This window comes from Kocuria sp. CPCC 205261 (assembly GCF_040981025.1).
In the GTDB taxonomy this organism is placed as follows: domain Bacteria; phylum Actinomycetota; class Actinomycetes; order Actinomycetales; family Micrococcaceae; genus Kocuria; species Kocuria marina.
The window spans coordinates 113698-139242 of sequence record NZ_JAVKPU010000007.1; the positions used below are offsets into that span (position 1 = coordinate 113698).

24 protein-coding genes and 1 tRNA gene are annotated in these 25545 nt (G+C 69.2%); 16 read left to right on the forward strand and 9 right to left on the reverse strand.

Translation table 11 applies throughout. The annotated features are described in order from the left end of the window. The first annotated feature begins 41 nt into the window (after positions 1–41). The 3 genes from RF646_RS08600 to RF646_RS08610 all read left to right on the forward strand — a co-directional run bounded on the left by RF646_RS08600 (position 42) and on the right by RF646_RS08610 (position 2477). Positions 42–1427 (forward strand): NAD(P)/FAD-dependent oxidoreductase, encoded by a 1386-nt coding sequence (locus tag RF646_RS08600; protein WP_368835729.1) that lies wholly within the window; start codon positions 42–44, stop codon positions 1425–1427. A gap of 60 nt (positions 1428–1487) precedes the next feature. Further along, positions 1488–1561: transfer RNA gene (locus RF646_RS08605), tRNA-Leu, on the forward strand. A 112-nt stretch (positions 1562–1673) separates the two neighbouring features. After that, positions 1674–2477 (forward strand): Bax inhibitor-1/YccA family protein, encoded by an 804-nt coding sequence (locus tag RF646_RS08610; RefSeq protein ID WP_098055407.1) that lies wholly within the window; start codon positions 1674–1676, stop codon positions 2475–2477. Positions 2478–2582: 105 nt separating this feature from the next. Here RF646_RS08610 and RF646_RS08615 read toward each other — a convergent pair whose 3' ends face one another. Continuing rightward, positions 2583–3185: a hypothetical protein gene (locus tag RF646_RS08615; protein WP_368835730.1), complete on the reverse strand. Its 603-nt coding sequence runs from the start codon at positions 3183–3185 to the stop codon at positions 2583–2585. A 72-nt stretch (positions 3186–3257) separates the two neighbouring features. Here RF646_RS08615 and RF646_RS08620 point away from each other — a divergent pair, with 72 nt between their 5' ends. After that, positions 3258–4682, forward strand: a complete 1425-nt coding sequence (locus tag RF646_RS08620) for an AI-2E family transporter (RefSeq protein WP_368835731.1) — start codon at positions 3258–3260, stop codon at positions 4680–4682. Between the two features lie 150 nt (positions 4683–4832). Next, on the forward strand, positions 4833–6080 hold the full coding sequence (ilvA, locus tag RF646_RS08625) for a threonine ammonia-lyase (protein WP_167318749.1): 1248 nt from the start codon (positions 4833–4835) through the stop codon (positions 6078–6080). A 30-nt stretch (positions 6081–6110) separates the two neighbouring features. Here ilvA and RF646_RS08630 read toward each other — a convergent pair whose 3' ends face one another. The 3 genes from RF646_RS08630 to RF646_RS08640 form a co-directional block, all read right to left on the reverse strand. After that, positions 6111–6326: a hypothetical protein gene (locus tag RF646_RS08630; protein WP_064846168.1), complete on the reverse strand. Its 216-nt coding sequence runs from the start codon at positions 6324–6326 to the stop codon at positions 6111–6113. A gap of 170 nt (positions 6327–6496) precedes the next feature. After that, positions 6497–6994: a transcription elongation factor GreA gene (greA, locus tag RF646_RS08635; RefSeq protein ID WP_085106982.1), complete on the reverse strand. Its 498-nt coding sequence runs from the start codon at positions 6992–6994 to the stop codon at positions 6497–6499. Positions 6995–7254: 260 nt separating this feature from the next. Then, entirely contained in the window at positions 7255–7755 is a 501-nt protein-coding gene (locus RF646_RS08640) for a DUF4307 domain-containing protein (protein ID WP_239321427.1), read from the reverse strand. Positions 7756–7915: 160 nt separating this feature from the next. Here RF646_RS08640 and mca point away from each other — a divergent pair, with 160 nt between their 5' ends. The 3 genes from mca (at position 7916) to RF646_RS08655 (ending at position 11535) form a co-directional block, all read left to right on the forward strand. Next, the gene (gene mca, locus RF646_RS08645) at positions 7916–8833 is read left to right on the forward strand and encodes a mycothiol conjugate amidase Mca (RefSeq protein ID WP_094067098.1); all 918 of its coding nucleotides are present in this window, start codon (positions 7916–7918) and stop codon (positions 8831–8833) included. Beyond that, positions 8830–9198 (forward strand): hypothetical protein, encoded by a 369-nt coding sequence (locus RF646_RS08650; RefSeq protein WP_064846171.1) that lies wholly within the window; start codon positions 8830–8832, stop codon positions 9196–9198. Before mca ends, RF646_RS08650 begins: the two co-directional genes overlap by 4 nt. A gap of 192 nt (positions 9199–9390) precedes the next feature. Then, a complete protein-coding gene (locus RF646_RS08655) occupies positions 9391–11535 on the forward strand; it encodes a thioredoxin domain-containing protein (RefSeq protein WP_368835732.1) in 2145 nt (714 codons plus the stop codon). Between the two features lie 117 nt (positions 11536–11652). Here RF646_RS08655 and RF646_RS08660 read toward each other — a convergent pair whose 3' ends face one another. Beyond that, positions 11653–12366, reverse strand: a complete 714-nt coding sequence (locus tag RF646_RS08660) for a hemolysin III family protein (protein ID WP_085107006.1) — start codon at positions 12364–12366, stop codon at positions 11653–11655. A gap of 135 nt (positions 12367–12501) precedes the next feature. On the opposite strand from RF646_RS08660, the gene RF646_RS08665 reads away from it, so the two are divergent. Further along, the gene (locus RF646_RS08665) at positions 12502–13263 is read left to right on the forward strand and encodes an isoprenyl transferase (protein WP_085106979.1); all 762 of its coding nucleotides are present in this window, start codon (positions 12502–12504) and stop codon (positions 13261–13263) included. 142 nt (positions 13264–13405) lie between these two features. Further along, on the forward strand, positions 13406–14761 hold the full coding sequence (locus RF646_RS08670; RefSeq protein ID WP_368835733.1) for a PhoH family protein: 1356 nt from the start codon (positions 13406–13408) through the stop codon (positions 14759–14761). Between the two features lie 159 nt (positions 14762–14920). Here the strand turns inward: RF646_RS08670 and RF646_RS08675 are convergent, their stop codons facing one another. Beyond that, positions 14921–15691, reverse strand: coding sequence for a hypothetical protein (locus tag RF646_RS08675; RefSeq protein ID WP_368835734.1), 771 nt, complete (start codon positions 15689–15691; stop codon positions 14921–14923). 79 nt (positions 15692–15770) lie between these two features. Here RF646_RS08675 and RF646_RS08680 point away from each other — a divergent pair, with 79 nt between their 5' ends. From RF646_RS08680 to RF646_RS08690, 3 genes are all read left to right on the forward strand, one after another. Then, entirely contained in the window at positions 15771–16310 is a 540-nt protein-coding gene (locus RF646_RS08680) for an A24 family peptidase (RefSeq protein WP_206399531.1), read from the forward strand. 41 nt (positions 16311–16351) lie between these two features. Next, positions 16352–16819 (forward strand): NUDIX domain-containing protein, encoded by a 468-nt coding sequence (locus RF646_RS08685; protein WP_368835735.1) that lies wholly within the window; start codon positions 16352–16354, stop codon positions 16817–16819. 115 nt (positions 16820–16934) lie between these two features. Then, positions 16935–18467 (forward strand): mannitol dehydrogenase family protein, encoded by a 1533-nt coding sequence (locus tag RF646_RS08690; protein ID WP_368835736.1) that lies wholly within the window; start codon positions 16935–16937, stop codon positions 18465–18467. A 99-nt stretch (positions 18468–18566) separates the two neighbouring features. Here the strand turns inward: RF646_RS08690 and xylB are convergent, their stop codons facing one another. After that, positions 18567–20012, reverse strand: a complete 1446-nt coding sequence (gene xylB, locus RF646_RS08695) for a xylulokinase (protein ID WP_368835737.1) — start codon at positions 20010–20012, stop codon at positions 18567–18569. 46 nt (positions 20013–20058) lie between these two features. Next, positions 20059–21018 (reverse strand): sugar-binding transcriptional regulator, encoded by a 960-nt coding sequence (locus tag RF646_RS08700; protein WP_144998738.1) that lies wholly within the window; start codon positions 21016–21018, stop codon positions 20059–20061. 167 nt (positions 21019–21185) lie between these two features. On the opposite strand from RF646_RS08700, the gene RF646_RS08705 reads away from it, so the two are divergent. The 3 genes from RF646_RS08705 to RF646_RS08715 are packed head-to-tail and all read left to right on the forward strand — an operon-like array spanning position 21186 to position 24477. Further along, positions 21186–22604, forward strand: coding sequence for a sugar ABC transporter substrate-binding protein (locus RF646_RS08705; RefSeq protein ID WP_368835738.1), 1419 nt, complete (start codon positions 21186–21188; stop codon positions 22602–22604). 2 nt (positions 22605–22606) lie between these two features. Further along, positions 22607–23572 (forward strand): carbohydrate ABC transporter permease, encoded by a 966-nt coding sequence (locus RF646_RS08710; protein ID WP_167319188.1) that lies wholly within the window; start codon positions 22607–22609, stop codon positions 23570–23572. Further along, positions 23572–24477, forward strand: coding sequence for a carbohydrate ABC transporter permease (locus tag RF646_RS08715; RefSeq protein WP_167318740.1), 906 nt, complete (start codon positions 23572–23574; stop codon positions 24475–24477). Before RF646_RS08710 ends, RF646_RS08715 begins: the two co-directional genes overlap by 1 nt. 16 nt (positions 24478–24493) lie before the next feature. Here RF646_RS08715 and RF646_RS08720 read toward each other — a convergent pair whose 3' ends face one another. Further along, complete coding sequence (locus RF646_RS08720; protein WP_368835739.1) at positions 24494–25540, reverse strand: NAD(P)-dependent alcohol dehydrogenase; 1047 nt, start codon at positions 25538–25540, stop codon at positions 24494–24496. Positions 25541–25545 lie beyond the last annotated feature (5 nt).

A 25545-nucleotide genomic window follows, 5' to 3' on the forward strand; every position in this document is an offset into this window, starting at 1 on the left:
CGCGTCGGCAAAACCGTGCCACGGTGAGTAAACTTTCGGGTATGGCTTTCAATCAACTTGCTAAGGACCGTCCGCGCCTTCTCATCGTGGGTGGCGGTTACGTCGGTTTCACACTGGCGCAGAAGCTGCAGACCCGCATTAAGGAGTCCGGCGGCGTGGTCACGGTGGTGGACCCCAACCCGTACATGACCTACCTCCCGTTCCTGCCCGAGGTCTCGGCCGGCAACATCGAGGCGCGCTCCGCCGTGATCCCGCACCGTCAGCACCTGGCCGACTGCGAGTTGATCACCGGCCGCGTGGAGAGCATCGACCATGCCAACCGTACGGTCACCGTCCACGGCATCGACGAGGGCCCCGAGTTCGAGCTCACGTACGACGAGATCGTGCTCGCCGGCGGTTCCAACACCCGCACGTTCCCCATCCCGGGGCTCGCGGAGAAGGCCATCGGCATGAAGACCATCGAAGAGGCCGTGTCCGTGCGCAACTGGGTGCTCGAGCGCATCGAGGTGGCTTCCCTCACCAACGACGAGGACGAGAAGCGCAAGGCGCTGACCTTCATCGTGGTGGGCGGCGGCTACGCCGGTTCCGAGACCATCGCCGAGCTTGAGGACATGGCGCGTTCGGCCGTGCAGCGCAACGACCTCCTGAAGGTCTCGGACCTGCGCTTCGTGCTGGTCGAGGCCATGGGCCGGATCATGCCCGAGGTCTCCGAGGACCGTGCCGAGAAGGTCGTGGCCGAGATGCGCGCCCGCGGCATCGAGGTGCTGCTGAACACGTCCCTGTCCGAGGTGGACGGTGACCTGGTCAAGCTCATCAACATGCAGGACAAGTCCCCGGCCGGCGAGATGGCCACGGACACCCTGATCTGGACGGCCGGCGTGCAGGCTGCGTCCTTCGCCAAGAACAGCGACCTGCCCATCGACGACCGCGGACGCGTGCGCGTGGGCGCGGACCTGCGCGTGACCGGCGACGACGGGCCCTTCGAGGGTGCCTGGGCCGCCGGTGATATCGCCGCCGTCCCGGATCTCACGGGCGCCGGCCCCGGCGGGTTCTGCGTCCCCAACGCGCAGCACGCCGTGCGTCAGGCCGCGACCATGGCCAAGAACATCATGGCCGCGCACAAGGGCGAGCCGCTCGAGGACTACTATCACGAGAACCTCGGGTCCGTGGCGGGTCTGGGTCTGTACAAGGGTGCCGCCACCATCCGCGGCATCGACCTCGGCGGTCTGCCAGCGTGGGCCATGCACCGCCTCTACCACGGGTACGCGATCCCCACGGTGGAGCGCAAGGTGCGGGTGTTCACGGAGTGGGGAGTGAACCTGCTCTTCGGCCGTGACACCACCCCGCTGCGTCACCTGCGGGACCCCCGCCGCGCCTTCCAGAAGGCCGCGGGCGCGGACGTCCCGGCCGAGAAGGCGAGCCTGTAACACCGCATCGCATCGAGCCGGTGGGCCCGCGCACCCGCGCGGACCCACCGGCTCGATTACGCCCCCATAGCCCAATCGGCAGAGGCAGCGGACTTAAAATCCGCTCAGTCTGGGTTCGAGTCCCAGTGGGGGCACCGATTCCGCACCCGCGGGGGCCCTGTTCGCTCAGCACAAACTCCCAGGTCCCTGTGACGCGTCAATGTTAGGCTGAACGAACATCTCGCCCACGCCTCGAAAGGACGTCCCATGGCCGGCGGAAACCCACTGCTACGCGACTTCAACAAGAAGAACGGCACCGCGACCACCCCGGATATCTCCCACGACCCCCGTTACTCGCCCGAGAACCTGGAGAACCTCTACAACGCGCCCGCCGCGGGTCCGGACCGCACCGGACGCATGAGCTACGACGACGTCGTCATGCGCACCTCGCTCGTGCTCGGTTGCGTAATCGTCACGGCCGTGGTGGGTTGGGTCGCCCCGGTGCTCGCGCTGCCGGGCGCCATCGTGGGTCTCGTGCTGGGTCTGGTCAACGCGTTCAAGCGTGAGCCCAGCCCGCTGTTGATCACGCTCTACGCGCTCGCCGAGGGCCTGTTCCTGGGTGGCATCTCCCGCATGTTCGAGGGCGCCTACCCGGGCATCGTGGTCCAGGCGGTGATCGGCACCCTGGCGGTGTTCGTCTCCGTGCTGGTGCTCTACAAGGTGGGCGTGCTGCGCTCCTCCCCGCGCGTGACCAAGTTCTTCATGGTCGCACTGCTGGCCTACGCCCTGTTCGCCCTGGTGAACCTGGGCACGAGCCTGCTGGGCGGCTACAACATGCGCTACGACGCCACGATCTTCGGCATCCCGCTGGGGCTGTTCGTGGGCGCGATCGCCATCCTGCTGGCCGTCTACAGCTTCGTGCTCGACTTCGAGAACATCAGCGACGGCGTCAAGCGCGGTATCCCCAAGAAGGCGGCATGGTCCGCGGCGTTCGGGCTGACCGTGACCCTGATCTGGGCCTACGTGGAGATCCTGCGCGTGCTCTCGATCATCCGCTCCATGAGCGACTGACTCCCATCCCCGCGCGTCGCTCGGGGCCCTCAGGGCCCGGTGACGTACGCCGGAATGAGAAGCGGCGGCCCAGTGGGTCGCCGCTTCTCGCGTTGTGGGGATCGTTCACATGTAGCGGATCTCGAGTTCGCGCGGGGGCAGGTTGATCGCGCGGGCGGGGATGTTATTGCTCGCGGCTCGTCCCACGAATAGCCAGCCCAGGATCTCCTCGTGCTCGTCCAGACCGTAGAACTCGCGCACCACGTCCCGGTCGTAGGGCTCGCGATGGGACCAGGCGGTGGCCCATCCCTGCGCGTAGAACGCTGCTTCGAGGATCCCGCGGGCGGCGTACACGTCCCCGCGCTGGTCCTTCTTGGACTGCGGCAGTTCCGGGTGGTGACGGAAGATGATGGCCAGGGCCACCCCGCCCCGGGACGCCCACTGCAGGCTCCCGCGATACGCGGCCAGGACCCGGATCTTGCGACCCTTCAACCGGGGGACGGGGCCCGAGAGGGTGGGGACGGACGTGAGGCCCGCCATGGCCGCGGCCAGCAGGGACGCGGCCTGCCCGCTCGTCGCAACCACGCGCCAACCCGTGGGGCGCTCGTCGTACTTGGCGCCGGCGGCGGCCCGCAGGATGGCCTCGAGCTCCTCGCGCCGCGGGGCCTCCTGTGTCAGGACGCTCGCGGGGCGGCGTTGGGACAGGACGCGCAGCAGTGTGGTGGACATGACGCCCATTTTGTCACCCTCGGCCCCGCACGCCGGTATCAGCACGTTGCGCGATGGTGTCATGATAAGGGCATGTCATCCAGTGTTACGACGTCCCACGCGGGCTCATCCCCGAACCCCGTGGTCAAACGTCCCCAGTCCGACACGTCCTCCGAACTCGTCACCCAGCACGACGGCGCGTCGCCCCCCTCCACGGGGCCCAACGCCCCTGACGCGCGGACCATGGTCACGACCCCGGTCCGGATCGCGGCCGCGTGGTCGTGGCGGATCTTGCTCATCATCGCCGGTGTGGGTGTGGTGGGGTGGCTGCTGAGCCACGTGACCACCGTGTTCATCCCGGTGCTGTTGGCCGCGCTGCTCGCGGGGTTGCTCTCGCCGGCCGTCCGCTGGCTGCGCTCCAAGCACTTCCCGTCCGCGCTGGCCGCGATCACCGTGGAGCTCGGACTGATCCTGGGGGTCCTGGGCCTGTTGGTGCTCGCGGGTCAGCAGATGATCGCCGGTTTCGCACAGCTCTCCGACAGCGCGGTGGCCGGTTTCCAGCAGTTGATCGGAATGCTGGAGGACAGCCCCCTCAACATCTCCACGGACAACATCAACCAGTGGCTCTCGGACATCGGGGCCACGCTGCAGCGCAACTCGGACGCCATCCTCTCCGGCGCGATGACCTTCGGCTCCACGGCGACCAGCATCGTCACGGGCATGATCATCATGCTGTTCGTCCTGCTGTTCTTCCTCATGGACGGCGAGAACATCTGGCTGTTCCTGGTCAAACTGTTCCCCCGCCGCGCCCGCCCCGCCGTGAATGGTGCCGGGCGCAAGGGCTGGATCTCGCTCGCACAGTACGTGCGCATCCAGGTGTTCGTGGCGTTCGTGGACGCCGTGGGTATCGGGCTTGGTGCGTTCCTGCTGGGTGTGCCGCTGGCGCTGCCGATCGGTGTGTTGGTGTTCCTGGCGTCCTTCATCCCCATCGTGGGTGCCGTGCTGACCGGTGCGGTGGCCGTCCTGGTGGCCCTCGTGGCGATCGGGCCCGGTATCGCGCTCGCCATGCTCGGTGTGGTGCTGCTCGTCCAGCAGGTCGAGTCCAACGTCCTGCAGCCGCTCGTGATGGGCAAGGCCGTGGCCCTGCACCCCGTGGCCGTGTTCCTGGCGGTGGCCGCCGGTAGCGTGCTCTTCGGGATCGCCGGTGCGCTGTTCGCCGTGCCCCTGATGGCCATGCTCAACACGATCATCCGTTACCTCGGCAGCCGCGCCTGGGAGCGGGACGAGGAGATCGCATGGCAGCCCTTCATGTACCCGTGGGAGATCAAGAAGGCAGCCAAGAAGCAGGACCTCACGCGCGAACAGGTCATGGCCCAGCTGCAGCGTTTCCGCGGCAAGCGCCATCGTGAGCGCCAGAACGCGGAGAAGAAGCGCGAGGAGAAGCACAAGAAGGAAACCAAGCACAACGCGTCCATCGAGGCGGACGAGGTGGGTTCGGGGGACTCCCGGAACGTCTAGTCCCGCACGGCGTAATACCATGGAACGCGGCGTCCTCACCCCGGACGCCGCGTTCTGTGTGTCCGCGCCGAGCCTCGAGGTCGTGATCCACCCCGGGTTCGCGCGTTTCGAACGAGCCGCAACGGCCGACTACCACGAAAGAAGTTCTCTGTGGGCCTCACTGATTTGCCCGTCTCGGTGGCCGACGTCCGCCACGCCGCGCATTTGCTCGACGGGGTGATCGAGACGACGCCGCTCGCGCACTCGCGCGCGCTGTCTCGCATGCTCGGTTCCGAGGTGTACCTCAAGTGCGAGAACCTCCAGCGTGCGGGATCGTTCAAGGTCCGCGGTGCGTACGTGCGCATGGCCCAGCTCTCGGACGAGGAGAAGCGACGGGGCGTCGTGGCGGCGTCGGCGGGCAACCACGCCCAGGGTGTGGCGCTCGCGGCGGCCAAACTGGGGATCACGGCGCGGATCTACATGCCCCGCGGAGCGGCGCTGCCAAAGATCGCGGCCACCCAGGACCACGGTGCGGAGGTCGTGCTGCACGGGTCGAACGTGGACCAGGCGCTCGCAGAGGCCCAGCGCTACGCGGACGAGACCGGCGCGGTGTTCGTCCACCCGTTCGATCACCCGGACATCATCGCCGGCCAGGGCACCCTGGGTCTGGAGATCCTCGACCAGCTGCCCACCGTGGACACCGTCATCGCCGGTGTGGGCGGGGGAGGCCTGCTCGCGGGAGTGTCCGTGGCGCTGAAGGCTAAGGCACAGGAGCAGGGCAAGGACATCCGGGTCATCGGGGTGCAGGCGGAGAACGCCGCGGCCTACCCGCCCTCACTCGCCGGGGACGCGATCGTCACGCTGTCCAAGGTCTCCACCATTGCGGACGGCATCGCCGTGGGCCGGCCCGGACAGTTGCCGTTCAACGTGATCCGCCACCTCGCGGACGACGTCGTCACGGTCTCCGAGGACTCGCTCGCCCAGGCGCTGATCTTCATGCTCGAGCGCAACAAGATGGTCGTGGAACCCGCGGGGGCCGTGGGTGTGGCGGCGATCCTCGAGGGGGCGCTCAAGCGCGAGTACCCGGATCTGGGGACCACTGTCGTGCTGCTCTCGGGCGGCAATATCGATCCCATGCTGATGCTCAAGGTGATCCAGCGGGGTCTCTCCGCGGCGGGGCGCTACATGACCATCAAGATGATGCTCACGGACCGCCCCGGTGAGCTCGCCCAGATCTCGCAGATCATCGCGGACATGGACGCCAATGTGACCGGGGTGAATCACACCCGGATCGGGGGCTCGTTGTCCATGGGGGACGTGTCCATCACGATTGACATGGAGACCAAGGGCCACGGGCACTGTGATCACGTGATCGACGCCCTGGAGTCCCACGGCTACCGACCCGTGGTGGTGCACTGAGCGGGAGGTGACCCGCGCGGCGCGCGTGCGTCAGCGGCGTCGTCCGCGCCGGGCCGTGAAGTACGTGACGAACGCGGCCACGAAGGTGGCGAACCACAGGATGTTGCGCAGGCCGCCGGTCGCGTTCAGTGCGGGGTCGTCCTGACCCAGGAAGTGCACGACGATCGCGGCGATCCCCAGCAGCGCGGTGAGGATGATCAGCGGGACCGTCCACGAGTTGGGGGTCCGGTTCCAGTGTGTGACCACGGGGGAAACTCCTAGCGGGGCTCGACGGGGCGTGCTTCGATCCTACGGGCCACACCCGGGCGACTCATGGACCGTGTCGAGCCGCGTACGACTCCTGGGCCGCATCGGGTCGCGCACGACGAAGACCACCTCGCACGGGCGAGGTGGCCTTCGTGATGAACCGGGGTCGATCAGCGGCTGAAGGGCTTGGCCTTCAGGATCTTCACCGTGATGTCCTTGCCGTTCGGGGCCTTGTAGCTCACGGTGTCACCGACCTTGTGGCCGTTGATCGCGGCACCCATGGGAGAGCGCTCGGAGAAGACCTCGAGGTCCGAACCGCCGGTGAGGTCTTCGGCGACCTCGCGGGAACCCATGAGGAAGGTCATCTCGTCGCCCGCGATCTCCGCGGTCACGACCATGCCGGCCTCGATCACGCCGTCGTCCGCGGGGGCCTCGCCCACCTGGGCGTTCTCGAGCAGCTGGGTCAACTGGGCGATCCGGCCCTCGTTCTTGCCCTGCTCCTCGCGTGCAGCGTGGTAGCCGCCGTTCTCCTTGAGGTCACCCTCGGAACGCGCCTGTTCGATCCGGTCCACGATCTCCTGGCGGTATGGCCCGGAGATGTGGTCAAGCTCCTTCTTGAGCCGGTCGTAGGCTTCCTGGGTGAGCCAGGCTCCCTCATTAGTAGCCACGGTGCCTCCGTTCTCTGGTGTCCGTCGCCCTGACGGACACGTGTAGAAAAACCCCGCCCCGGGGCGAGCCGAGTGGCCCAGCGCGTCCGGGTCGGGGATGTGATCTCCGTCCAGTCTAGTGGAGTCCGTGCCCACGGCCCAAAGCGCGTGCGGGGGTGCGGTGGGTCATGCAATCCGACGTCATGGTTCCCGTCACGGATGTGGCCGGTCCGAAGCTGCGCGGATGGTCAGTCAGGAATTACCCGACCACCGCGGGAGGCTCAGCCAGCACTCTCCCAGCACGAGTCGACCCCCGCCGTCGTGGCCAGGTTCGTGGTGCGCAGGGGCACCCGGTGGGTGCTCGTGCGGCCGTTGAGTTGGTCGTCCGGCAATTGGCCGATCGTGACCTCGGTCCAACCCACCACGGCGTACTGCTCGTTGAGGGCCTCCACCGCGCACGTGACGGTCTGGTCGGGGTCCTTGGTGAGGTCGAAGTCCGCGTACACGTGCCCCGAGTCCGTGATCTGGAAGCTCACGTCCTTGAACACGGGCCGCTGGGAGTTGCCCCACACGATCCACACCACGAACAGCGCCGCCACCAGCGTGGCCGCGGCCGCGATCAGCATCCAGCCACGGGTGCTGGGCCCGCGGCGGGGGGAGCGGGCGACGGCGCGGTGTCCGGTCCCGTAGCGCTGTGCGAGCGCCCGCTGGGTCGCGGAGGTGCCGGGGGCAGTGGCGCCCGTCTGCGGCCGGGAGGTAGGCCGGGGCGTCGCAGAACTCATGGCGACCACTGTACCCAGCGCGCGTGTGCGGTTTCTGGGAGGCCGGTCGCCGTGCGGTGCGCGGCAGCCGTGATGGGTGCGACAGCTCCGGCAGCACGAGCGGCGTAAGATACCGGGGATTGCATTTTTCCCGCGATGACGTCTTGGAGGCATCCGTTCGGTGACGGATTATTCACAGCTTCGATTGTTGGCCATCCACGCCCACCCGGACGACGAGTCCAGCAAGGGTGCCGCGACCATGGCACATTACGCCCAGCTGGGCGCGCGCGTCATGGTGGCCACGTGCACCGGTGGCGAGCGCGGCTCGATCCTCAACGCCGAGATGGAGGGGGACGTCTGGGCCGAGCGTGACCTGCCCGGGCTGCGTCGTCACGAGATGGCCGCGGCCGCGAAGGCCCTGGGCGTAGAGCACCGGTGGATCGGGTTCACGGACTCTGGTCTGCCCGAGGGGGACCCGTTGCCCCCGCTGCCGTGGGGCTGCTTCGCCCTGCAACCGCTCGAACGCGCCGCGGCCCCCGTGGTGCAGCTGGTGCGTGAGTTCCGCCCGCACGTGATCCTGAGCTACGACGAGAACGGCGGTTACCCGCACCCGGACCACATCCAGACCCACAACGTGGCCATGGAGGCATACCAGCGCGCGGGGGACCCGCAGGCGTACCCCGAAACGGGTGAGCCGTGGACCCCGTCCAAGCTGTACTACGACCGCGCGTTCAACGTGGAGCGGTTCATCGCACTGCACGAGGCCCTCGAGGCCCGCGGACTGCAGTCCCCGTACGCCCAGCGCATCGCCGCGATCCAGGAGTCGGACCCGGAGGGTCACCGCCCGCCCATGCCGCGCCACGAGACCACCACCAAGATCGAGTGCGCGCACCAGTTCACCGTCCGGGATGCGGCCCTGAGCAGCCACCGGACCCAGGTGGACCCCAAGGGCCTGTTCTTCGCGGTCTCCGCCGAGACCCAGGCCGAAGTGTGGCCGTGGGAGGACTACACGCTCGCGGAGTCCCGCGTGGAGACCTCCCTGCCCGAGACGGATCTGTTCGCGGGCGTCACCGACGCCGCCTCGACCCCCCGGAAATGAGCCTTCCCGTGCCCACGCTGCTGACCGTCCTGACCGCCGCGACGCCGGCCCCGAGTCCGGAGAACACCCTGCGCCCGGGGTTGGACCCCAGCCAGGTCTCGCCGGGCCTCGTGGGCTTCCTCATGACGTTCCTGCTGGCCGCCGCCGTGGTCCTGCTCGTGATGGACTTCAACCGCCGTAACCGGCGACTGCGCTACCGCGCCCAGTACGCCGAGCAGCGCGCCGCGGAGGATCACGTGGGTGGCTACGCGGACGATGCCGCGGCGTCGCCGTCGCGCACGTCCCGCGCCGGTGGGTCGAGCGAGGGCGACGTCGCCCGCCCGCCTCGCGCGGGTGACCGCCGGGACGGTCCGCCCCGCGACTGACTGCCACAGGCGCCCCGTCCTGCGCCTGAACCCGACGGGCGCCCCGCCCCGCCCCAGACTCCGACGGGCGCCCCGCTCCTGGGAGCGACGCACCACCCGGTGGCGGGCAACCGCGACCAGAGCCGCGCCTCATGACCCTCGAGCCGTGAGGCCCCGGGCTGTCATCCCCGCTCCCGTGTGAGACCGTGGGGTATGTCCAATCGTCTGGCCCACTCCACGAGTCCCTACCTGCTGCAGCATGCGGAGAACCCCGTGGACTGGTGGGAGTTCTGCCCCGAGGCCTTCGAGGAGGCCCACGCGCGGGAGGTGCCCGTCCTGCTGTCCGTGGGCTATGCCGCGTGCCACTGGTGTCATGTGATGGCCCACGAGTCCTTCGAGGACCCGGAGGTGGGGCGCTACCTCAACGAACATTTCGTGGCGATCAAGGTGGACCGCGAACAACGCCCGGACGTGGACTCGATCTACATGGCGGCCACCCAGCTGCTCACAGGTCAGGGCGGCTGGCCCATGACCGCGTTCCTGACCCCGCAGGGCAGGGTGTTCCATGCCGGGACCTACTACCCGCCGCGTCCCGTGCAGGGGCGGCCGTCCTTCATGCAGGTCCTGCGGGCCGTCACCGATGCCTGGACCGAGCGCCGTGACGAGGTGTTGCGCGGGGCCGAACAGGTTTACGATGCGCTGTCCCGCCACCCCGAACTCGTGGACCGGATGCTCGCCGACGCGGGTCCGTCGGTCGTGCGCGTGGAGGGTGGCGAGGCCGCCGAGGACGCCGCGGAACAACTCACGGGAGCCTGGCTCGACGGCCTTGAGGTCGCCCGGGACGCCGCCCACGAGGGCTTCGGAACCGGCGCCAAGTTCCCGCCCTCGCCCACCCTGGACGCCCTCACGCGCATTGCGAGCACTGCGCACCGCGATGCCCTGGCTGGAGATCCCGCGTCGGCGAGCGCGCACGCTGCTTCCGGCCACGACGACGCCGCGGCGCAGCACGCGCGCACCGCACGTGATCTGTTGTGCGCCACGCTCGACGCGATGGTCACGGGGGCGCTGCAGGACCATGTGGGCGGCGGGTTCTTCCGGTACTCGGTGACCCCGGACTGGTCCCTGCCCCACTACGAGAAGATGCTCTACGACAACGCCCAGCTGCTCGGCGTGCTGGCGCGCACCGTGGCGCTGCTGGAACGTACCGGCACGGATGCCACTCGCGCGGCCCGTTACCGCCGGGCCGCAGAGCTGCTGGTCGAGTGGCTCGAACGGGAGATGATCACCCCCGAGGGCGCGTTCGCCGCATCCCTCGACGCGGACAGCGATCCCGCGTTCGACGAGCCGCATGCCGAACGTGAGGGCGCCTACTACACGTTCTCGGGTCACGCCGGAAGCCCCGCAGGGGGTCGCCCCGCGCCGGCCACGGCGGCCTGGGGTGAGGCGGGTGCGGTCACGGGGATCCTGGACGAGTCCGTACGGCAGGAGCTGTGGCAGCGGCGGATCACGCGCACGGCACCCCACCTGGACGACAAGATCGTCACGGCCTGGAACGGCATGGCGCTCACGGGACTCGCGGACGCGGGTGTGCTGCTGGGGCACCCCGAGTGGATCGAGCTGGCCGCCACGGCCGCCGGTTTCCTGTGGGAACGGCACCGGGACTCCGCCACGGGACGCATCACGCGCACGTCACGCGGCGGCGTCGTGGACCCCCACGAGGGCCAGCTCGAGGACTACGCGCGCTTCGGCGCCGGGCTGCTCGCGCTGTACCGGGCCACGGGCGAGACCGCGTGGTACGAGCGCAGCCGCGCCCTCGCCGAGGTCGCCGTGAAGCGTTTTGTGCGCGGGAGTACCGTGCTCGAGTCCGCCGAAGTGGATCCCACCCTCGCGGCGGCCGGGGCCACGGGCCGTGCGGAGCCGTTCGACGACGTCGCCGCGTCCAGTTCCGCGGTGCTCTCCCGGTGGCTCACGGAGCTGTCCCAACCGACGATCGGTGAGCGCCAGGCCCGAGAGGTGGTCGACGCCGTGACCGCGCCCGCGACCGGGGTGGTCCTCAAGGCCCCCACGACGGCCGGGGGCATGGTGTCGGCCGTGCTGGCCGACGAGCACCCCCCGGCCCTGTTGCAGGTCGTGGACGCGAGCGCCGAGCAGTGGCGCGAGACGCTCGACGCGGTCGGTGCGGCACGCATGCTGGATGTCCTGGTCCTGGACGGGAGTGCGGCGCCGTACGGGGTTCCTGCGGCATCGGAACCCGGCTACACGGTGTGGTTGTGCCGGGACGGACGCTGCGAACTTCCCGTCCGTTCCGTGCCGGACGTGAGCGCACTCGTCACCCGGATCCGCTCGGAGCGGGGCTGAGCGCACCGGGGCGCTGCGTCGTCGTCGGCATCGCGTGGACGACGCAGACGTCACCGCGCCGAGCGGTCCCCGCACGCCGAGCGCCGTCGGACCTCTGACCGGAGCGTCACACATCGCTCACGCGGCGAACATCGCGAACATGATCGCGATGTAGTGGCAGACGAAGCCGCCGATCGTGCACGCGTGGAAGACCTCGTGGAAGCTGAACGTCGCCGGGAGCAACCGGGGGCGCCTGGTCGCATAACACACCGCACCGGCGATGTAGAACACGCCGCCGCAGATCAGCAGGACGGTCGCGGGGACGTTCACCGCGAAGAACGCCGGGAGGTAGAGCAGGGCCAGGCACCCCATGATCACGTAGAGCGGGGTGTAGAGCCATCGCGGCGCGCTCATCCAGAAGACACGGAAGATCACGAGCAGGGCACCGATCGTCCAGATCACGCCGAGCAGGATCGTGGCGCCCCGCACCGGGAGGAAACTCACGGCCAGGGGCGTGTACGTCCCGGCGATGATCAGGGCGATGTTCGAATGGTCCATCCGCCGCAGCACCGCGTTCATGCGTGCGCCCCAGTAGAAGCGGTGGTATACGGCCGAGGTACCGAACAGCATGATCGCCGTGATGGTGTAGACCAGACATGCGAGACGCAGCTCCACCGTGGGTGCCACGACGATGGCCACCACACCCAGCACCGCGGCCACGGGGCTGAAGCCCGCGTGGATCCACCCGCGCCAGGACGGTTTCTTCTCCACCGTGAGGGGACCGTTACGCGTGTGACGCACGATCGTCACCGGGCCGGGAGCGGTGCGCTTCTCGGTGCGTTCGTCTGACATGGTGGACACCACTGCCTCTCATGGGTGCCCCGCGGACACGGAGCTCGGGGGTGCTACTGGATTGGGTCTGCCCTACAGGTAGTTTAGGGGTGTGAATCCGTGTGGACCGGGCCGACTCAGGGGAGGAATGACGCTGTGAAACTTCCCCGTGTCATGTATTCCTTCTACGAACACCGCTTGGCGCGCACCCTCACCGCGGACGAGTTGCCGCATCACGTGGGTGTGCTCGTGGACGGCAACCGCCGGTGGGCGCGCCAGTTCGGGGCCACCACGGAGGAGGGCCACCGGGCGGGCGCGCGCAAGATCGTGGAGTTCCTGCGCTGGTGCCACGAGCTGAACATCCAGGTGGTCACCCTTTACATCCTCTCCACCGAGAACCTCAACCGTCCGCGCGAGGAACTCACGGCCCTGCTGGAGATCATCACCAACCTCATGTGCGAGCTGCAGGAGGAAGGGATCTGCCGGATCCAGCCCGTGGGTGCCCTGGGGACCCTCCCGGAGAAGCTCCAGGAGCAACTGCTGAACAGCGCACAGCGCACGGTGGACAATCCCGGCCCCCACCTGAACATCGCCGTGGGGTACGGGGGGCGGCAGGAGATCGTGGACGCGGTACGCGAGGTGCTCACCGACGCCGACGCCCGCGGTGCGTCGCTCGCGCAAATGGCGCAGGAGCTCAGCGTGGAGGACATCTCCGCGCACCTCTACACGCGCGGGCAACCCGATCCCGACCTGCTGATCCGCACCTCCGGCGAACAACGCCTCTCGGGCTTCTTGATGTGGCAGTCCGCATACAGCGAGTTCTACTTCTGCGAAGCGCTGTGGCCGGACTTCCGCCGGGTCGACTTCCTGCGGGCCCTGCGCGATTACGCGCGCCGTCAGCGCCGATTCGGGGGCTGAGCGGGCCCTACCGGCCCCGTTCACGGGCCCGTGGCGGATGTTAACGCGCCGTTTACCGCTGGGGCGCGCCACCCTTGATCGGCCTCCCTAGCGTGAGAGGTGCCGGACACACCGGCCAAGGACTTCGCAGGGAAAGGGCCCCATGAGCATCGACACCCCCGTAACCCCCGTCCGATCCGGCGCGCTCGAGGAGGACGGCTCCGCGGCCGGTGTGCGCACGTACGTGATCGACACGTCCGTGCTGCTCTCGGACCCGCGCGCTGTGTTCCGCTTCGCCGAGCACCGCGTGGTGCTGCCCGTGGTGGTGATCACCGAGCTCGAGGCCAAGCGTCACGACCCGGAACTGGGGTACTTCGCGCGCAAGGCGCTGCGGTTGCTGGACGACCTCCGCGTGACCCACGGCGGCCTGGACCGGCCCGTGGACCTCGCGGACGGCGGGTGCCTGCAGGTGGAGCTCAACCACGTCGCGGACACGGTGCTGCCCCAGAGTTTCCGGCTGCGGGACAACGATTCACGCATCCTCAGCGTGGCCGCGAACCTCTCCGGCGAGGGTCACGACGTGTGTGTGGTGTCCAAGGACCTGCCCATGCGGCTCAAGGCCTCCGCCCTGGGACTCGCCGCGGAGGAGTACCGCGGTGAGTGGATCGGTGGTGACGACGCGTACACGGGCGTGGCCCATCTGGACGTCGCGGACGACGTCGTCTCCGGCCTCTACGCCGAGGGCCGCACGGAAGTGCCGGGCGCCCGGGAGCTTCCCGTGAACACGGGTCTGGTCCTGCGCTCGTCCGCGGGCAGCGCTCTCGCCCGGACCGAACCGGACGGGCAGGCACGCCTGGTCGCCGCGGACCGGGACGTGTTCGGGGTGCAGGGACGCTCGGCCGAACAGCGGTTGGCGATCGACCTGCTGACCGACCCGGCCGTGGGCATCGTCTCGCTGGGCGGTCGCGCGGGAACGGGCAAGTCCGCGCTCGCGCTGTGCGCCGGGCTCGACGCCGTTCTGGAACGCCGGGAGCACCGCCGGATCATGGTGTTCCGCCCGCTCTACGCGGTGGGTGGCCAGGACCTGGGCTACCTCCCCGGCACCGAGGAGGAGAAGATGAACCCGTGGGGTCAGGCGGTCTTCGACACGCTGTCCTCCGTGGTCTCACCCGCGGTCGTGGACGACATCGTGGCGCGCGGGATGCTCGAGGTGCTGCCCCTGACCCACATCCGCGGGCGGTCCCTGCACGACGCGTGGGTCATCGTGGACGAGGCGCAGTCGCTCGAACGCAACGTATTGCTCACCGCCCTGTCCCGGATCGGGCAGAACTCCAAGGTGGTGCTCACCCACGACGTCGCCCAGCGGGACAACCTGCGGGTGGGACGTCACGACGGCATCATGGCCGTGGTCGAGGCGCTCAAGGGTCAGCGGTTGTTCGGGCACGTGAGCCTCACGCGCTCCGAGCGGTCACCCATCGCGGCCCTCGTGACCGACCTGCTCGAGCGCCAGGACGTGTGACCCGACGACGCCGGGCCGGGAGGGCGGCGTCGTCCCCCGCCCGGCCTGGTCGTCCCGAGCCCGCGGCGTCGGCGTCAGGTCCGAACGGGCTGCGCGCCCTGGACACCCGAGAAACGCGGCTTCTGGGGAATCCGCCCGGTGCGGATCACGGGCGGCGGCTCAGGCCGGGAGCACGGGCCACGGCACGTGACGGGAGACGTCCGTGAGGTTGAAGTCCTGCTGCGTGAACAGGTCGTCCAGCTGGTACTCGTCCACCGCCTCGATCACGAGCCGGTGGCCCTGACCCGCGTACGGTCCGCGCAGCACGTGGGAGTAGACGCAGACGCCGGTCGCGGTGTCCACCGCGATCCGCGTGGGACCCGGGGCGAGCGGGTGGTTCGCGGTCACGGGCCGGTAGCGCACGGTGGGCTCCACGGTCGCGCACCACACCCGGCGTTTGGCGAAGGCCCCGGCCACCACGGAGGACAACTGCGAGGGGCGCTGCTCCGGGAGGTAGGGCGGGGTGGGCGCGGGGCCCACGCATTCCACGGGGTCCAGGATCGCCTGCCAGCGCCCGCCCCCGAAGATCGGGTCCCCGTAGGCGGCCTCGGGGCGGCGGACCACGAGGCCGTCGTCGTCGTAGACCGGTGAGACGAGCGCGGGAGGCAGCAACCAGGAGCGGGACGTGTCCGTGACGTAGAAGTCGTCCCGGGAGCGTTCCAGGGACGTACTCGCGTACAGCACGTCGCCCTGCAGTGTCTCCACGCGCACATCGGAGGGCCGGCGCAACCACACGCGCACGGGGTGGGCGGCGGTGTCCGGATCCTCGCTCACCCAGTACAGCGTGAACCGCACCGTGTCCCAGCGCCACGGGGAGGACCGGCACAGCGCGGCGAAGGACTCCTCGGACACGGTCGATCGGGCGGACCTGTTCTGCCAGGGAGCGATCATGGGCCCAGTCTACGAACCCGTTCTCCACACGGCTCGCAATCCATGACCCGCACCACAGCGGGGTGCCTAGGATGAGTTCATGCTTCAGCCCGACACAGCGGGCATCGGCGGGTTCGTGGGGGCGCACCTGCAGGAAGCCACGGTCGGCGCACAGCTGGCCGCGGTGGCCTGCGCCCTGGCCGTCATGGTGCTCGCATGCACAGGAGTGTGGCTCGCCGCCACCGACATCCGATACCACCGCCTGCCGGGGCGGGTGGTGCGCCCGCTGTATCCCGTGACCGCCCTCCTGTTGGGCGCCTCCGCCGTCCTCGCCCACGACACCGTGCGCCTGTGGTGGATGCTGTGGGGTCTGCTCATCATGAAGGGACTCTTCCTGGCCCTGCGGTTGATCAACCCCGCCGGCATGGGAATGGGGGACGTGCGGCTCGCGGGGGTCCTGGGGCTGCTCACGGGATTCTCGTCCGTGACCCATACGGTGCTCGCGCTCGCGGCCACGTTCGTGCTGGCCGGGCTGTTCTGCGCCGTACTGCTGATCCTGCGCCGGGCCCGGGCGAGCAGTCGCATCCCCCTGGGGCCATTCATGATCGTGGGAAGCTTGGGTGTCGTGGCGTTCCTGTGAACGCCGCCCGCGCAGTCGTACCCACCCAGGAGGAGACACCCGTGCCCGTTCCCGAGTTCATCGCCCACCTGCGCCGCAAGATCGATCACGACCTGTTGTGGTTGCCCGGGTGCACCGCCGTGGTCCTGCACGAGGGCCGGGTGCTGCTCGGGCAGCGCTCCGACAACGGGAACTGGGGTCTGATCACCGGGATCGTGGAACCGGGGGAGGACCCCGGGGTCGCCGCGCGCCGCGAGTGCCTCGAGGAGACCGGTGTGGAGGTCACGGTGGACGAGCTCGTGCGGGTCAAGGCCGGGGACGTCGTCGAATTCCCCAACGGGGACCGCTGCCAGTTCCTGGACCACACGTTCCTATGCAGTTACGTCTCCGGCGAGGCGCGGGTGGCGGACGACGAGTCCCTCCAGGTGGGGTGGTACTCACTCGACGACCTGCCCCCGATGCCCGAGCACCAGGCGGAGCGCCTGCGGGCCGCGCTGGCGTTCACGGGCCGCACGGAATTCGAGTGCTGAGGCTGCACACTCCGCTCGGAGGTGCTCTGATGAGCACGAGATGTTTCTCATCTGATATTTTGGGCACGTGGGGTGGGTCACATCAGCCACTCCCGGGTCTCTGATGGGAGCAGCCATGCAGCAGGACACATCCGCCCAGGACGCCGTGACACTTTCCCAGACCGTGCTGGGTGAGCTGGACATCCCGGTTCCCGGCTACGACCGTTCCCAGGTCTCGGTCGGGATCGTGCATTTCGGCGTGGGGGGCTTCCATCGCGCGCACCAGGCCATGTACGCGGACCGCCTCATGAACGAGGGCAAGGACCTGGACTGGGGCATCTGCGGCATGGGTGTGCTCCCCGGGGACGCCGCGATGAAGCAGGTCATGGCGGAGCAGGATCACCTCTACACGCTCGTGCTCAAGCACCCGGACGGGACCCTGGAACCGCGGGTCATCGGATCCATCGTGGACTACGTGTTCGCGCCGGCCGAGGCCGAGCAGGCCATGGCGCGGCTCACCGATCCCGCCACGCGCATCGTCTCGCTGACCATCACCGAGGGCGGGTACAACTTCAGCCAGGCCACGGGTGAGTTCGACGCCCAGAACCCGGCGGTGGCCCACGACCTCGAGCAGGCACGGGTCGCCACGCAGGGTGGAGAGGCCGAACCCCCGGCCACGGTCTTCGGACTCGTGGTCGAAGCACTGGCCCGACGGCGCGCCGCGGGTACCCGCCCGTTCACCGTCATGTCCTGCGACAACATCCAGGGCAACGGGGACATGGCCCGCCGCCAGTTCACGGCCTACGCCCGATTGCGTGATCCCGAACTCGCGGAGTGGATCGAGCAGGAGGTGCCGTTCCCCAATTCCATGGTGGACCGGATCACGCCCGTGACCACGGACGAGGACCGCCTCATGGTCGCCGAACGGTTCGGGGTCCGGGACGCGTGGCCCGTGGTCGCGGAACCGTTCGCCCAGTGGGCGCTCGAGGACGCGTTCACCGACGGGCGCCCCGCGTTCGAGGAGGTCGGCGTGCAGGTGGTCCCGGACGTGGAGCCGTACGAACTCATGAAGCTGCGCCTGCTCAATGTGAGTCACCAGGCCCTGTGTTACCCCGGATTCCTGGCCGGGTACGAGTACGCGCACGAGGTGTGCCAGGACCCCACGTTCGTCTCCTACCTGCTCGCGTACATGAACCGTGAGGCCACTCCCACGCTGCGACCGGTGGACGGTGTGGACCTGGACGCCTACAAGCACCAGCTGATCGAGCGCTTCGCCAATCCGCACGTGCGGGACACCCTCGCGAGGTTGTGCGCGGAATCCTCCGACCGGATCCCCAAGTGGCTGGTCCCGGTGATCAAGGACAACCTGGCCCACGGTCGCCCGGTCGAGCTCGGTGCCACGATCGTGGCCTCCTGGGCGCGCTACGCGGAGGGCACGGACGAGCACGGAGCACCCATCACCGTGGTGGACGGTCGGAAGGAACGTGTCATGGCGGCCGCGGCCCGGCAGTCCGAGGACGAGCTCGCGTTCGTGCGGGACACGGACCTGTTCGGGGATCTCGCGGACCACGAGGAATTCACCCGGCCCTACCTCGAGGCGCTGCGCAGCTTCCACGAGCGCGGGGCGCGCGCGACGATCGAGGACGCCGTCGCCCGGTTCGCGCGGTAGCCGGAGGACGTGCGAGACCGGTACGGCCTCACGGGTCGGCCCCGGTACCGGCATCGCGCCAGGGCACATGGGGGTGCGCCGGGGTGCCGGCCCGCCGTCTCAGTCCGTCGGTTCCGGCCGCTGCTCCGTGGGGTCCGCCGCGAGCTCGGTCTCGAGGTTCGCGCGAGCGTCCCCGTACCGCTGCCGGAACCGCTGCGCACCGGTGTCGGAGGAGGGGTGCAACCGCCGCCCCACCGAACGCTCCCACTCCGGGAAGGACCCGGTAGCGACCCACGCTGCTTGCCGCGCGGCACCCAGCGCCACGTACTCGCCCGTGTCCGGCACGTCCACCGGCATCCCGAGGGTGTCCGGCAGGACGCCGCACAGCGCCTCGGACTTGGCGCCCCCACCGATCAGCAGGACCCGCTCGACCGCGACGTCCAGCCCGCGCAGCACGCTCAGGCAGTCCGCGAGTGAATTGGCCACGGACAGCACGGCGGCGCGCGCGAGGTTCTCCCGCGTGAGGGACGCGCGCGTCATCCCGTCCAGCCGACCGGTGGCCTTGGGCAGGTTGGGCGTGCGCTCGCCGTCGAAATACGGCAGCAATGTGAGGCCGCCGGCGTCCGACGCGCCGGACGTGGCCAGGCGCGTGAACTCGTCGAGCCCCACGCCCAGCAGCTCCGCCGTGGAGGTCATGACGCGCGCGGCGTTGATCGTGCACAGCAGCGGGAGGAACCGGCCCGTGGCATCCGCGAAGCCCGCCGTCACCCCGCTCGGGTCCCGTGGAGGTTCGGCACTGCACGCGAACACCGTGCCCGAGGTCCCCACGGAGATCGTGACCTCGCCCTCGCCCAGGCCCAGTCCCAGCGCGGCCGCGGCGTTGTCCCCGGCGCCGGGGCCCACGACGACGCCGCTGCCGCAGCCCCACTCCTCACCCAGCGTTCCCGCGGCCTCGCCCGCCGCCAGGACGCGGGGCAGCTGGGGAACGGCCCCGAAGTACTCCTGGAGCAGTTCGGGGCGGTACTGGTCGTGCGCGGCGTCGAAGTACCCCGTGCCGGAGGCGTCCGAGCGATCGGTGACGAACTCACCGCACAGCTGCAGGGTCAACCAGTCGTGGGGGAGCATGACGCGCTCCACCCGTGAGGCGGCCCCGGGGTCGTTCTCCCGCAACCACGCGAGCTTGGACAGCGTCATGGAGGGGACGGGCGCCATGTCCACGCGCTCCATCCACCACTCGGTCCCGTGCTCGGCGAACATGCGCGCGGCCTGGGCTGCGCTACGGACGTCGTTCCACAGCAGCGCATCGTGGACGGGCTCACCGTGGCGGTCCACGGCGACCATGCCGTGCTGTTGACCGGCCACCGCCACGCCCACCACGTCACCGCGATCCGGGACCCCGGCGTCCCGCCAGGCGGTGCGCAGCGCGGCCAACCATGCCGCGGGGTCCACGCTGGTCCCGTCCGGGTGCGGGGCACTCGCCTGGGCGAGTGTCCGCCCGGTGCGCTCGTCCACCACCACGACCTTGCAGGACTGCGTGGAGGAATCGATGCCAACGACCGTGGTCATGGGGTCCTTTCCGTGGGAACGGGCTGGGTATGGGTGCGGCCGGGTGTCACTCGCCATTGGCCGGATTGGCACGGGGGAGTAGGCCCTCGAGGGCGTCGCGCAGGGCGGCGTCGCACACGAGGTGGTCCACGAGACCGCCCCGGACGGCTGCCAGCACCGCGGGTGCGCGTTCCGCACCCGAGGCCACGGCCACCTTGCGGCGGGCGGCGCGCAGCTGCGCCACGCTCGCGGCGACGATCATCCCGCTCACGGGGGTGTCCAGTTCGTGGCCCTCGGCGTCCAGCAGGTGCCCGGAGACCTCGGCGACGGCGCCCGCGCGCTGGGCGGCGCGAGCGACGTCGTCCGCGATCCGGGGCCACACCGTGGAGGTGTCGGGCGTCCACCCGCCCACGGCCAGCACGGCGACGTCGAGGGAATCTGCGCGCCGTAGCGTCAGTTCAATCTCGCGGGACTTCTTGAGCGAATCGGCCTGTTCCACCACGAGCGGTGCCCATAGCGGCCAGACCGAGCGACAGTGCAGGGACGCGAGCAGCCGTGGCGACTCCGCCGCGCGGTCGTCGGTGCTGAGGGCTCCCGCGAGTTGGATGACGTCGTTGTGCGGCAGCGCGGGTAGGTCATGGACCACGAGCTGCAGGGTGCGGGACCACGAGATCCCCAGGACGTCGTCGTCGTGCAGCACGCGCGTGATCTCCCGGGCCACGGCCTTGGCCAGCGCCTCCCGGTCCGCGGGCCACTGCGCGGAACCCACCGTGACGAGGCGTTGCAGCCCCGCGGCGCGCGCAAGGCCCTCGTCCGAGTTCTCGAGCGGGACCGCGATCTCGATCCGGACGATCCCCGTGTCCTGTGCCTCCTGCAGCAGCGCGGCCACCTGGAAGCGAGAGAGCCCGGACTTCTTGCCGAGCGCGATCTTGGACGTGCCCTCCACGAAGTACTCGTGGGCCAGGTGCGCGAGCAGACGCTGGCGCTGGCCCGGGTCAGTGGGGGGCCAGGGGGCCGTGGTTGGCATATCTCACCGCATCCGGGGTCATCATTCGTGCCCGAGGGCCTTGCTCATCTGAGTCTATATGACTAGCATCACATCACACTTGAGGAATGCGGTGATCTCAGATGAGATTCTGGGGCTCGACCAGTGATTCCTCCCGCGCATCACGTGCCCCGAGGACAAGGAAGATCATGAGTCGACGATTCACGGACCCACCCTGCGCCTCCGGCCATCCGCCCCGGCGAGGGCGGCATGGGACGCGCTGTTCGGCGTGGTGGCCCGCGGCCGCCGTCGCGGTGCTCACGGGCTTCACGCTCACGGGATGTGCCGCCGCCGCGGACGACACCACGGACCAGATCGTCGTGGCGATCGTGTCCAACCCCCAGATGCAGGACGCCATGCAGCTGCAGGACGAGTTCCGCAAGGAGCACCCCGGGGTGGTCGTGAAATTCGTGTCCCTTCCGGAGAACGAGGCGCGGGCCAAGATCACCGCGTCCGTGGCCACGGGCGGCGGTGAGTTCGACGTGGTGATGATCTCCAACTACGAAACCCCCATCTGGGCCGAGAACGGGTGGATCGAGGACCTCCAGCCCTACATCGACCGCACCGAGGGCTACGACGACAAGGACTTCATCGGCTCCATCCGCACCGCCCTGAGCAAGGACGGGGACATGTACTCGGTCCCGTTCTACGGCGAGTCCTCGTTCCTGGTCTACAACAAGGAACTCTTCGAGAAGGCCGGGGTGACCATGCCCGAGAAGCCCACGTGGCCCCAGGTCGCCGAACTCGCTGCCAAGCTGGACGATCCGGCGAACGGTGTCTCGGGGATCTGCTTGCGCGGTCTGGCCGGCTGGGGTGAGGTCATGGCACCGCTGAGCACGGTCATGAACACCTACGGCGGTGGCTGGTTCGACGAGAACTGGAACCCCACCCTCACGTCCCCCGAGACCAAGGAAGCGGTCACCGAGTACGTGGACCTCGTGCGCACGCACGGTCAACCCGGTGCCGCGACGTCCGGGTACGGGGACTGCATCACCCGCTACAGCCAGGGCAACGCGGCCATGTGGTACGACGCGACCGCCATGGTCTCGGCGATCGAGGACCCGGCGTCCTCCACCGTGGCCCACAAGAACGGGTACGCACCCGCGCCCGTGATGAACACGGAAGCCGCGGGGTGGTTGTATAGCTGGTCGCTCGCGATCCCCACCACGTCCGAGCACAAGGACGCCGCATGGGACTTCGTGAGTTGGGTGACCGACAAGGAGTACATCAAGACCGTGGGTGAACGGTTCGGGTGGGAACGGGTTCCCCCGGGCTCGCGCTACTCCACGTACGAGATCCCCGAGTACCGCAAGATTTCCCAGGCCTACGCCCAGCCGACCCTACGCGCCATGGACGGGGCGTCCCAGAAGACCTCCATGACGCACCCCGTCCCGTACGAGGGACTGCAGTTCGTGTCCATCCCCGAGTTCCAGGACCTGGGAACCCGGGTGGGACAGCAGATGTCGGCCGCGATCGCGGGGAGCACCTCGGTGGACGAGGCCCTGCAGCAGTCCCAGGAGTACGCGCAGCAAGTGGCCCGTACCTACCAGCGTGAAGAAGGGCAGTGACCATGTCGTCCTCCTCGACCTCCACCCGCGTGCGCGCCCTGGCCGGCCCGCACGGTGCCGGCCGTTCGCCGGCCACCGGTGACGAGCGCCGTCGTCACGACGCGTGGTCCCGCAGGCTCCCGCTGCTGCCCGCGCTGATCTTCACGATCATCGCGACCCAGATCCCGTTCCTGATCACCATCTGGTACTCGCTGCGCTCGTGGAACCTGCTGAACCCCGCCTCGGACGTGTTCGTGGGCCTGGCCAACTACGCGGCGATCTTCACGGACAGCACCTTCCGCCAGGTGGCGCTGAACTCGGTGATCTACACCCTGGGCTGCGTCCTGGCCGCCATGGTGCTGGGCACCGTCTTCGCCCTGCTCCTGGACCGGAAGTTCCGGGGTCGGGGCATCGTACGGACCCTGTTGATCACCCCGTTCCTGATCATGCCGGTGGCCTCCGCGACCCTGTGGGGCGTGTCCATGTTCAACCCCACGTTCGGGCTGGTGAACTGGCTGCTGGGGCTCGTGGGCATCCCGGCGATCGACTGGACCTCGGCCTACCCGGTGCTGTCCATCCTGATCGCGCTCGTGTGGCAATGGACGCCGTTCATGATGCTCCTCATCCTGGCGGGCCTGCAGTCCCAGCCCCGTGACGTCCTGGAAGCCGCCCAGATGGACGGCGCCACCCGGTGGCAGACGTTCGTGCACATCACTCTGCCGCACCTGCGCCGCTACATCGAACTGTCCGTCCTGCTGGGCGCGATCTACGTGGTCAACACGTTCGACCAGATCTACCTCATGACCGCCGGTGGTCCGGGCACGAGCAGCGCGAACCTGCCCTACTACATCTACCAGCGCGCGTTCCTGGGCTTCGACATCGGCCAGGCGGCGGCCATGGGTGTGGTCGTGGTCATCGCCACCATCATCATCGCCAACTTCGCCCTGCGTCTGATCTTCAAGGGCTTCATGAGCACGGAGCAGAACTGATGAGCACCAGCACCGCAGCGTCCCCGGCCGGGATCCCCGCCGCCGCCCAGACCACCGCGCCGTCCCGCGCGCCGCGCCGTTCCCGCCGGAACTCCTCCGGGGCGGGCTCCGCAGCCCTGACCCTGTTCACATGGCTCGTCGCCATCGGGTTCTTCATGCCCGTCCTGTGGCTCGTCCTGACGTCCTTCAAGCAGGAGGCCGACGCCGCGTCCGACCCTCCCACGTTCTTCTTCGATCCCACGCTGGACCAGTACAAGGCGGTCTTCGAGGCCGGAGCGGGCGGGTACTTCTGGAACTCCGCGGTGGCGACCGTGGTCTCCACGCTGCTGGTGATCCTGTTGGCCGTTCCCGCGGCCTACGCGGTGAGCATCCGCCCCGTGGAGAAGACCCGGGACGTGCTGTTCTTCTTCATCTCCACCAAGATGCTGCCGGTGGTGGCCGTGATCATGCCCATCTACGTGGTCGCGGGCAAGCTCAAGGTGCTCGACAACGTGTGGACGCTCGTGTTCCTCTACACCGCCATGAACCTCCCGTTGGCGGTGTGGATGATGCGCTCGTTCTTCCAGGAGGTCCCGCGCGAGGTCCTCGAGGCCGCCCAGATGGACGGTGCCTCGCTGATGACCACCATGCGCTCGATCCTGATCCCCATGGTCACCCCTGGCATCGCCTCGACCGCGCTGATCTGCGTGATCTTCGCGTGGAACGAGTTCTTCTTCGCGCTGAACCTCACCGCCGCCGAGGCCGCGACCGCACCCATCATGCTCGTGTCCACCATGACGAGCGAGGGCCTCTATCTGGCCCGGCTCTCCGCCGCGAGCGTGCTGGCGTCCCTGCCCGTGGTGGTGGCCGGGTGGATCGCCCAGAAGCAGCTGGTTCGCGGTCTGTCGATGGGCGCCATCAAGTAGCCGACGGCGCTCGGGCTCAGGGCGTGACGATCGCTTTGAGGGCCCCCGGAGAGGTCCCCGCGATCAAGGCCGCGGGGACCTCGTCCAATGTGTGCCGGGAGGTCACGAGGGCGTCCAGGTTCACGTCCCCGGAGGCCGCCAGGGCGATCGCGGTGGGCCACGTGTTGGCGTAGCGAAAGATGCCCGTGAGCTGTAGTTCCCGTTCCTGTAGGAGCGGAACGGGAACGGACAGGGTGTCCGAGCCCATGCCCACGAGCACGATCCTGCCGCGTGGGGCCACGCGGCGCATGCCCGCGAGGATCGCGGCCTCCGCGCCGCTCGCATCCACCAGGGCGGTGTACCCGGAACCGGGGAACGGGTCCGAGTCCGGGGGAGCGAACGCGACCGCGAAGGTGTCGGTGGCGCCGTAGGCCTCCGCGACCCGCAACCGGTCCTCCCGAGTGTCGGTGACCACCACGGCCACGGCCCCGGCCAGCCGGGCACACCGTGCCACGAGCAGACCCACGGGGCCCGCGCCGCTGACCAGGACGCGGTCACCCAGCGTCACGTTCGCGGCGCGCACCGCGCTCACGGCCACGGATAGCGGCTCCAGGAGGGCGGCGGCGTCGTCGGACACGGAATCCGGGACGGGGTGCGCGAAGGCCGCCGGGTGGACGGCGTACTCGCTGAACACACCGTCCACGGGGGGAGTCGCGAAGAAGCGCACCGCGGGATCCAGGTTGTAATGCCCGCCCAGCGTCTCGGGGGAGAAGGCCGAGGGGACGCCGGGTTCCAAGGACACGCGCTGGCCCGGGTGGCGATCCGTGACCTCGGAACCCACGGCCACCACCGTGCCGGACGGTTCGTGGCCCAGCACGAGCGGTTGCTCGACCACGAAGCTACCGATCCGCCCGTGCTCGAAGTAGTGGGTGTCCGATCCGCACACGCCCACGGACGCGATCCGTACCAGCACGTCGTGCGGTCCGGGGCGCGGGACGGGTCGGTGCTCCACGTGGATCTCGCCCGGGGCGCTCAGGACGCTCACGCGCATCTCGGTGGGGATCTGGAAGGAGGTGTCGCTCACGGTGT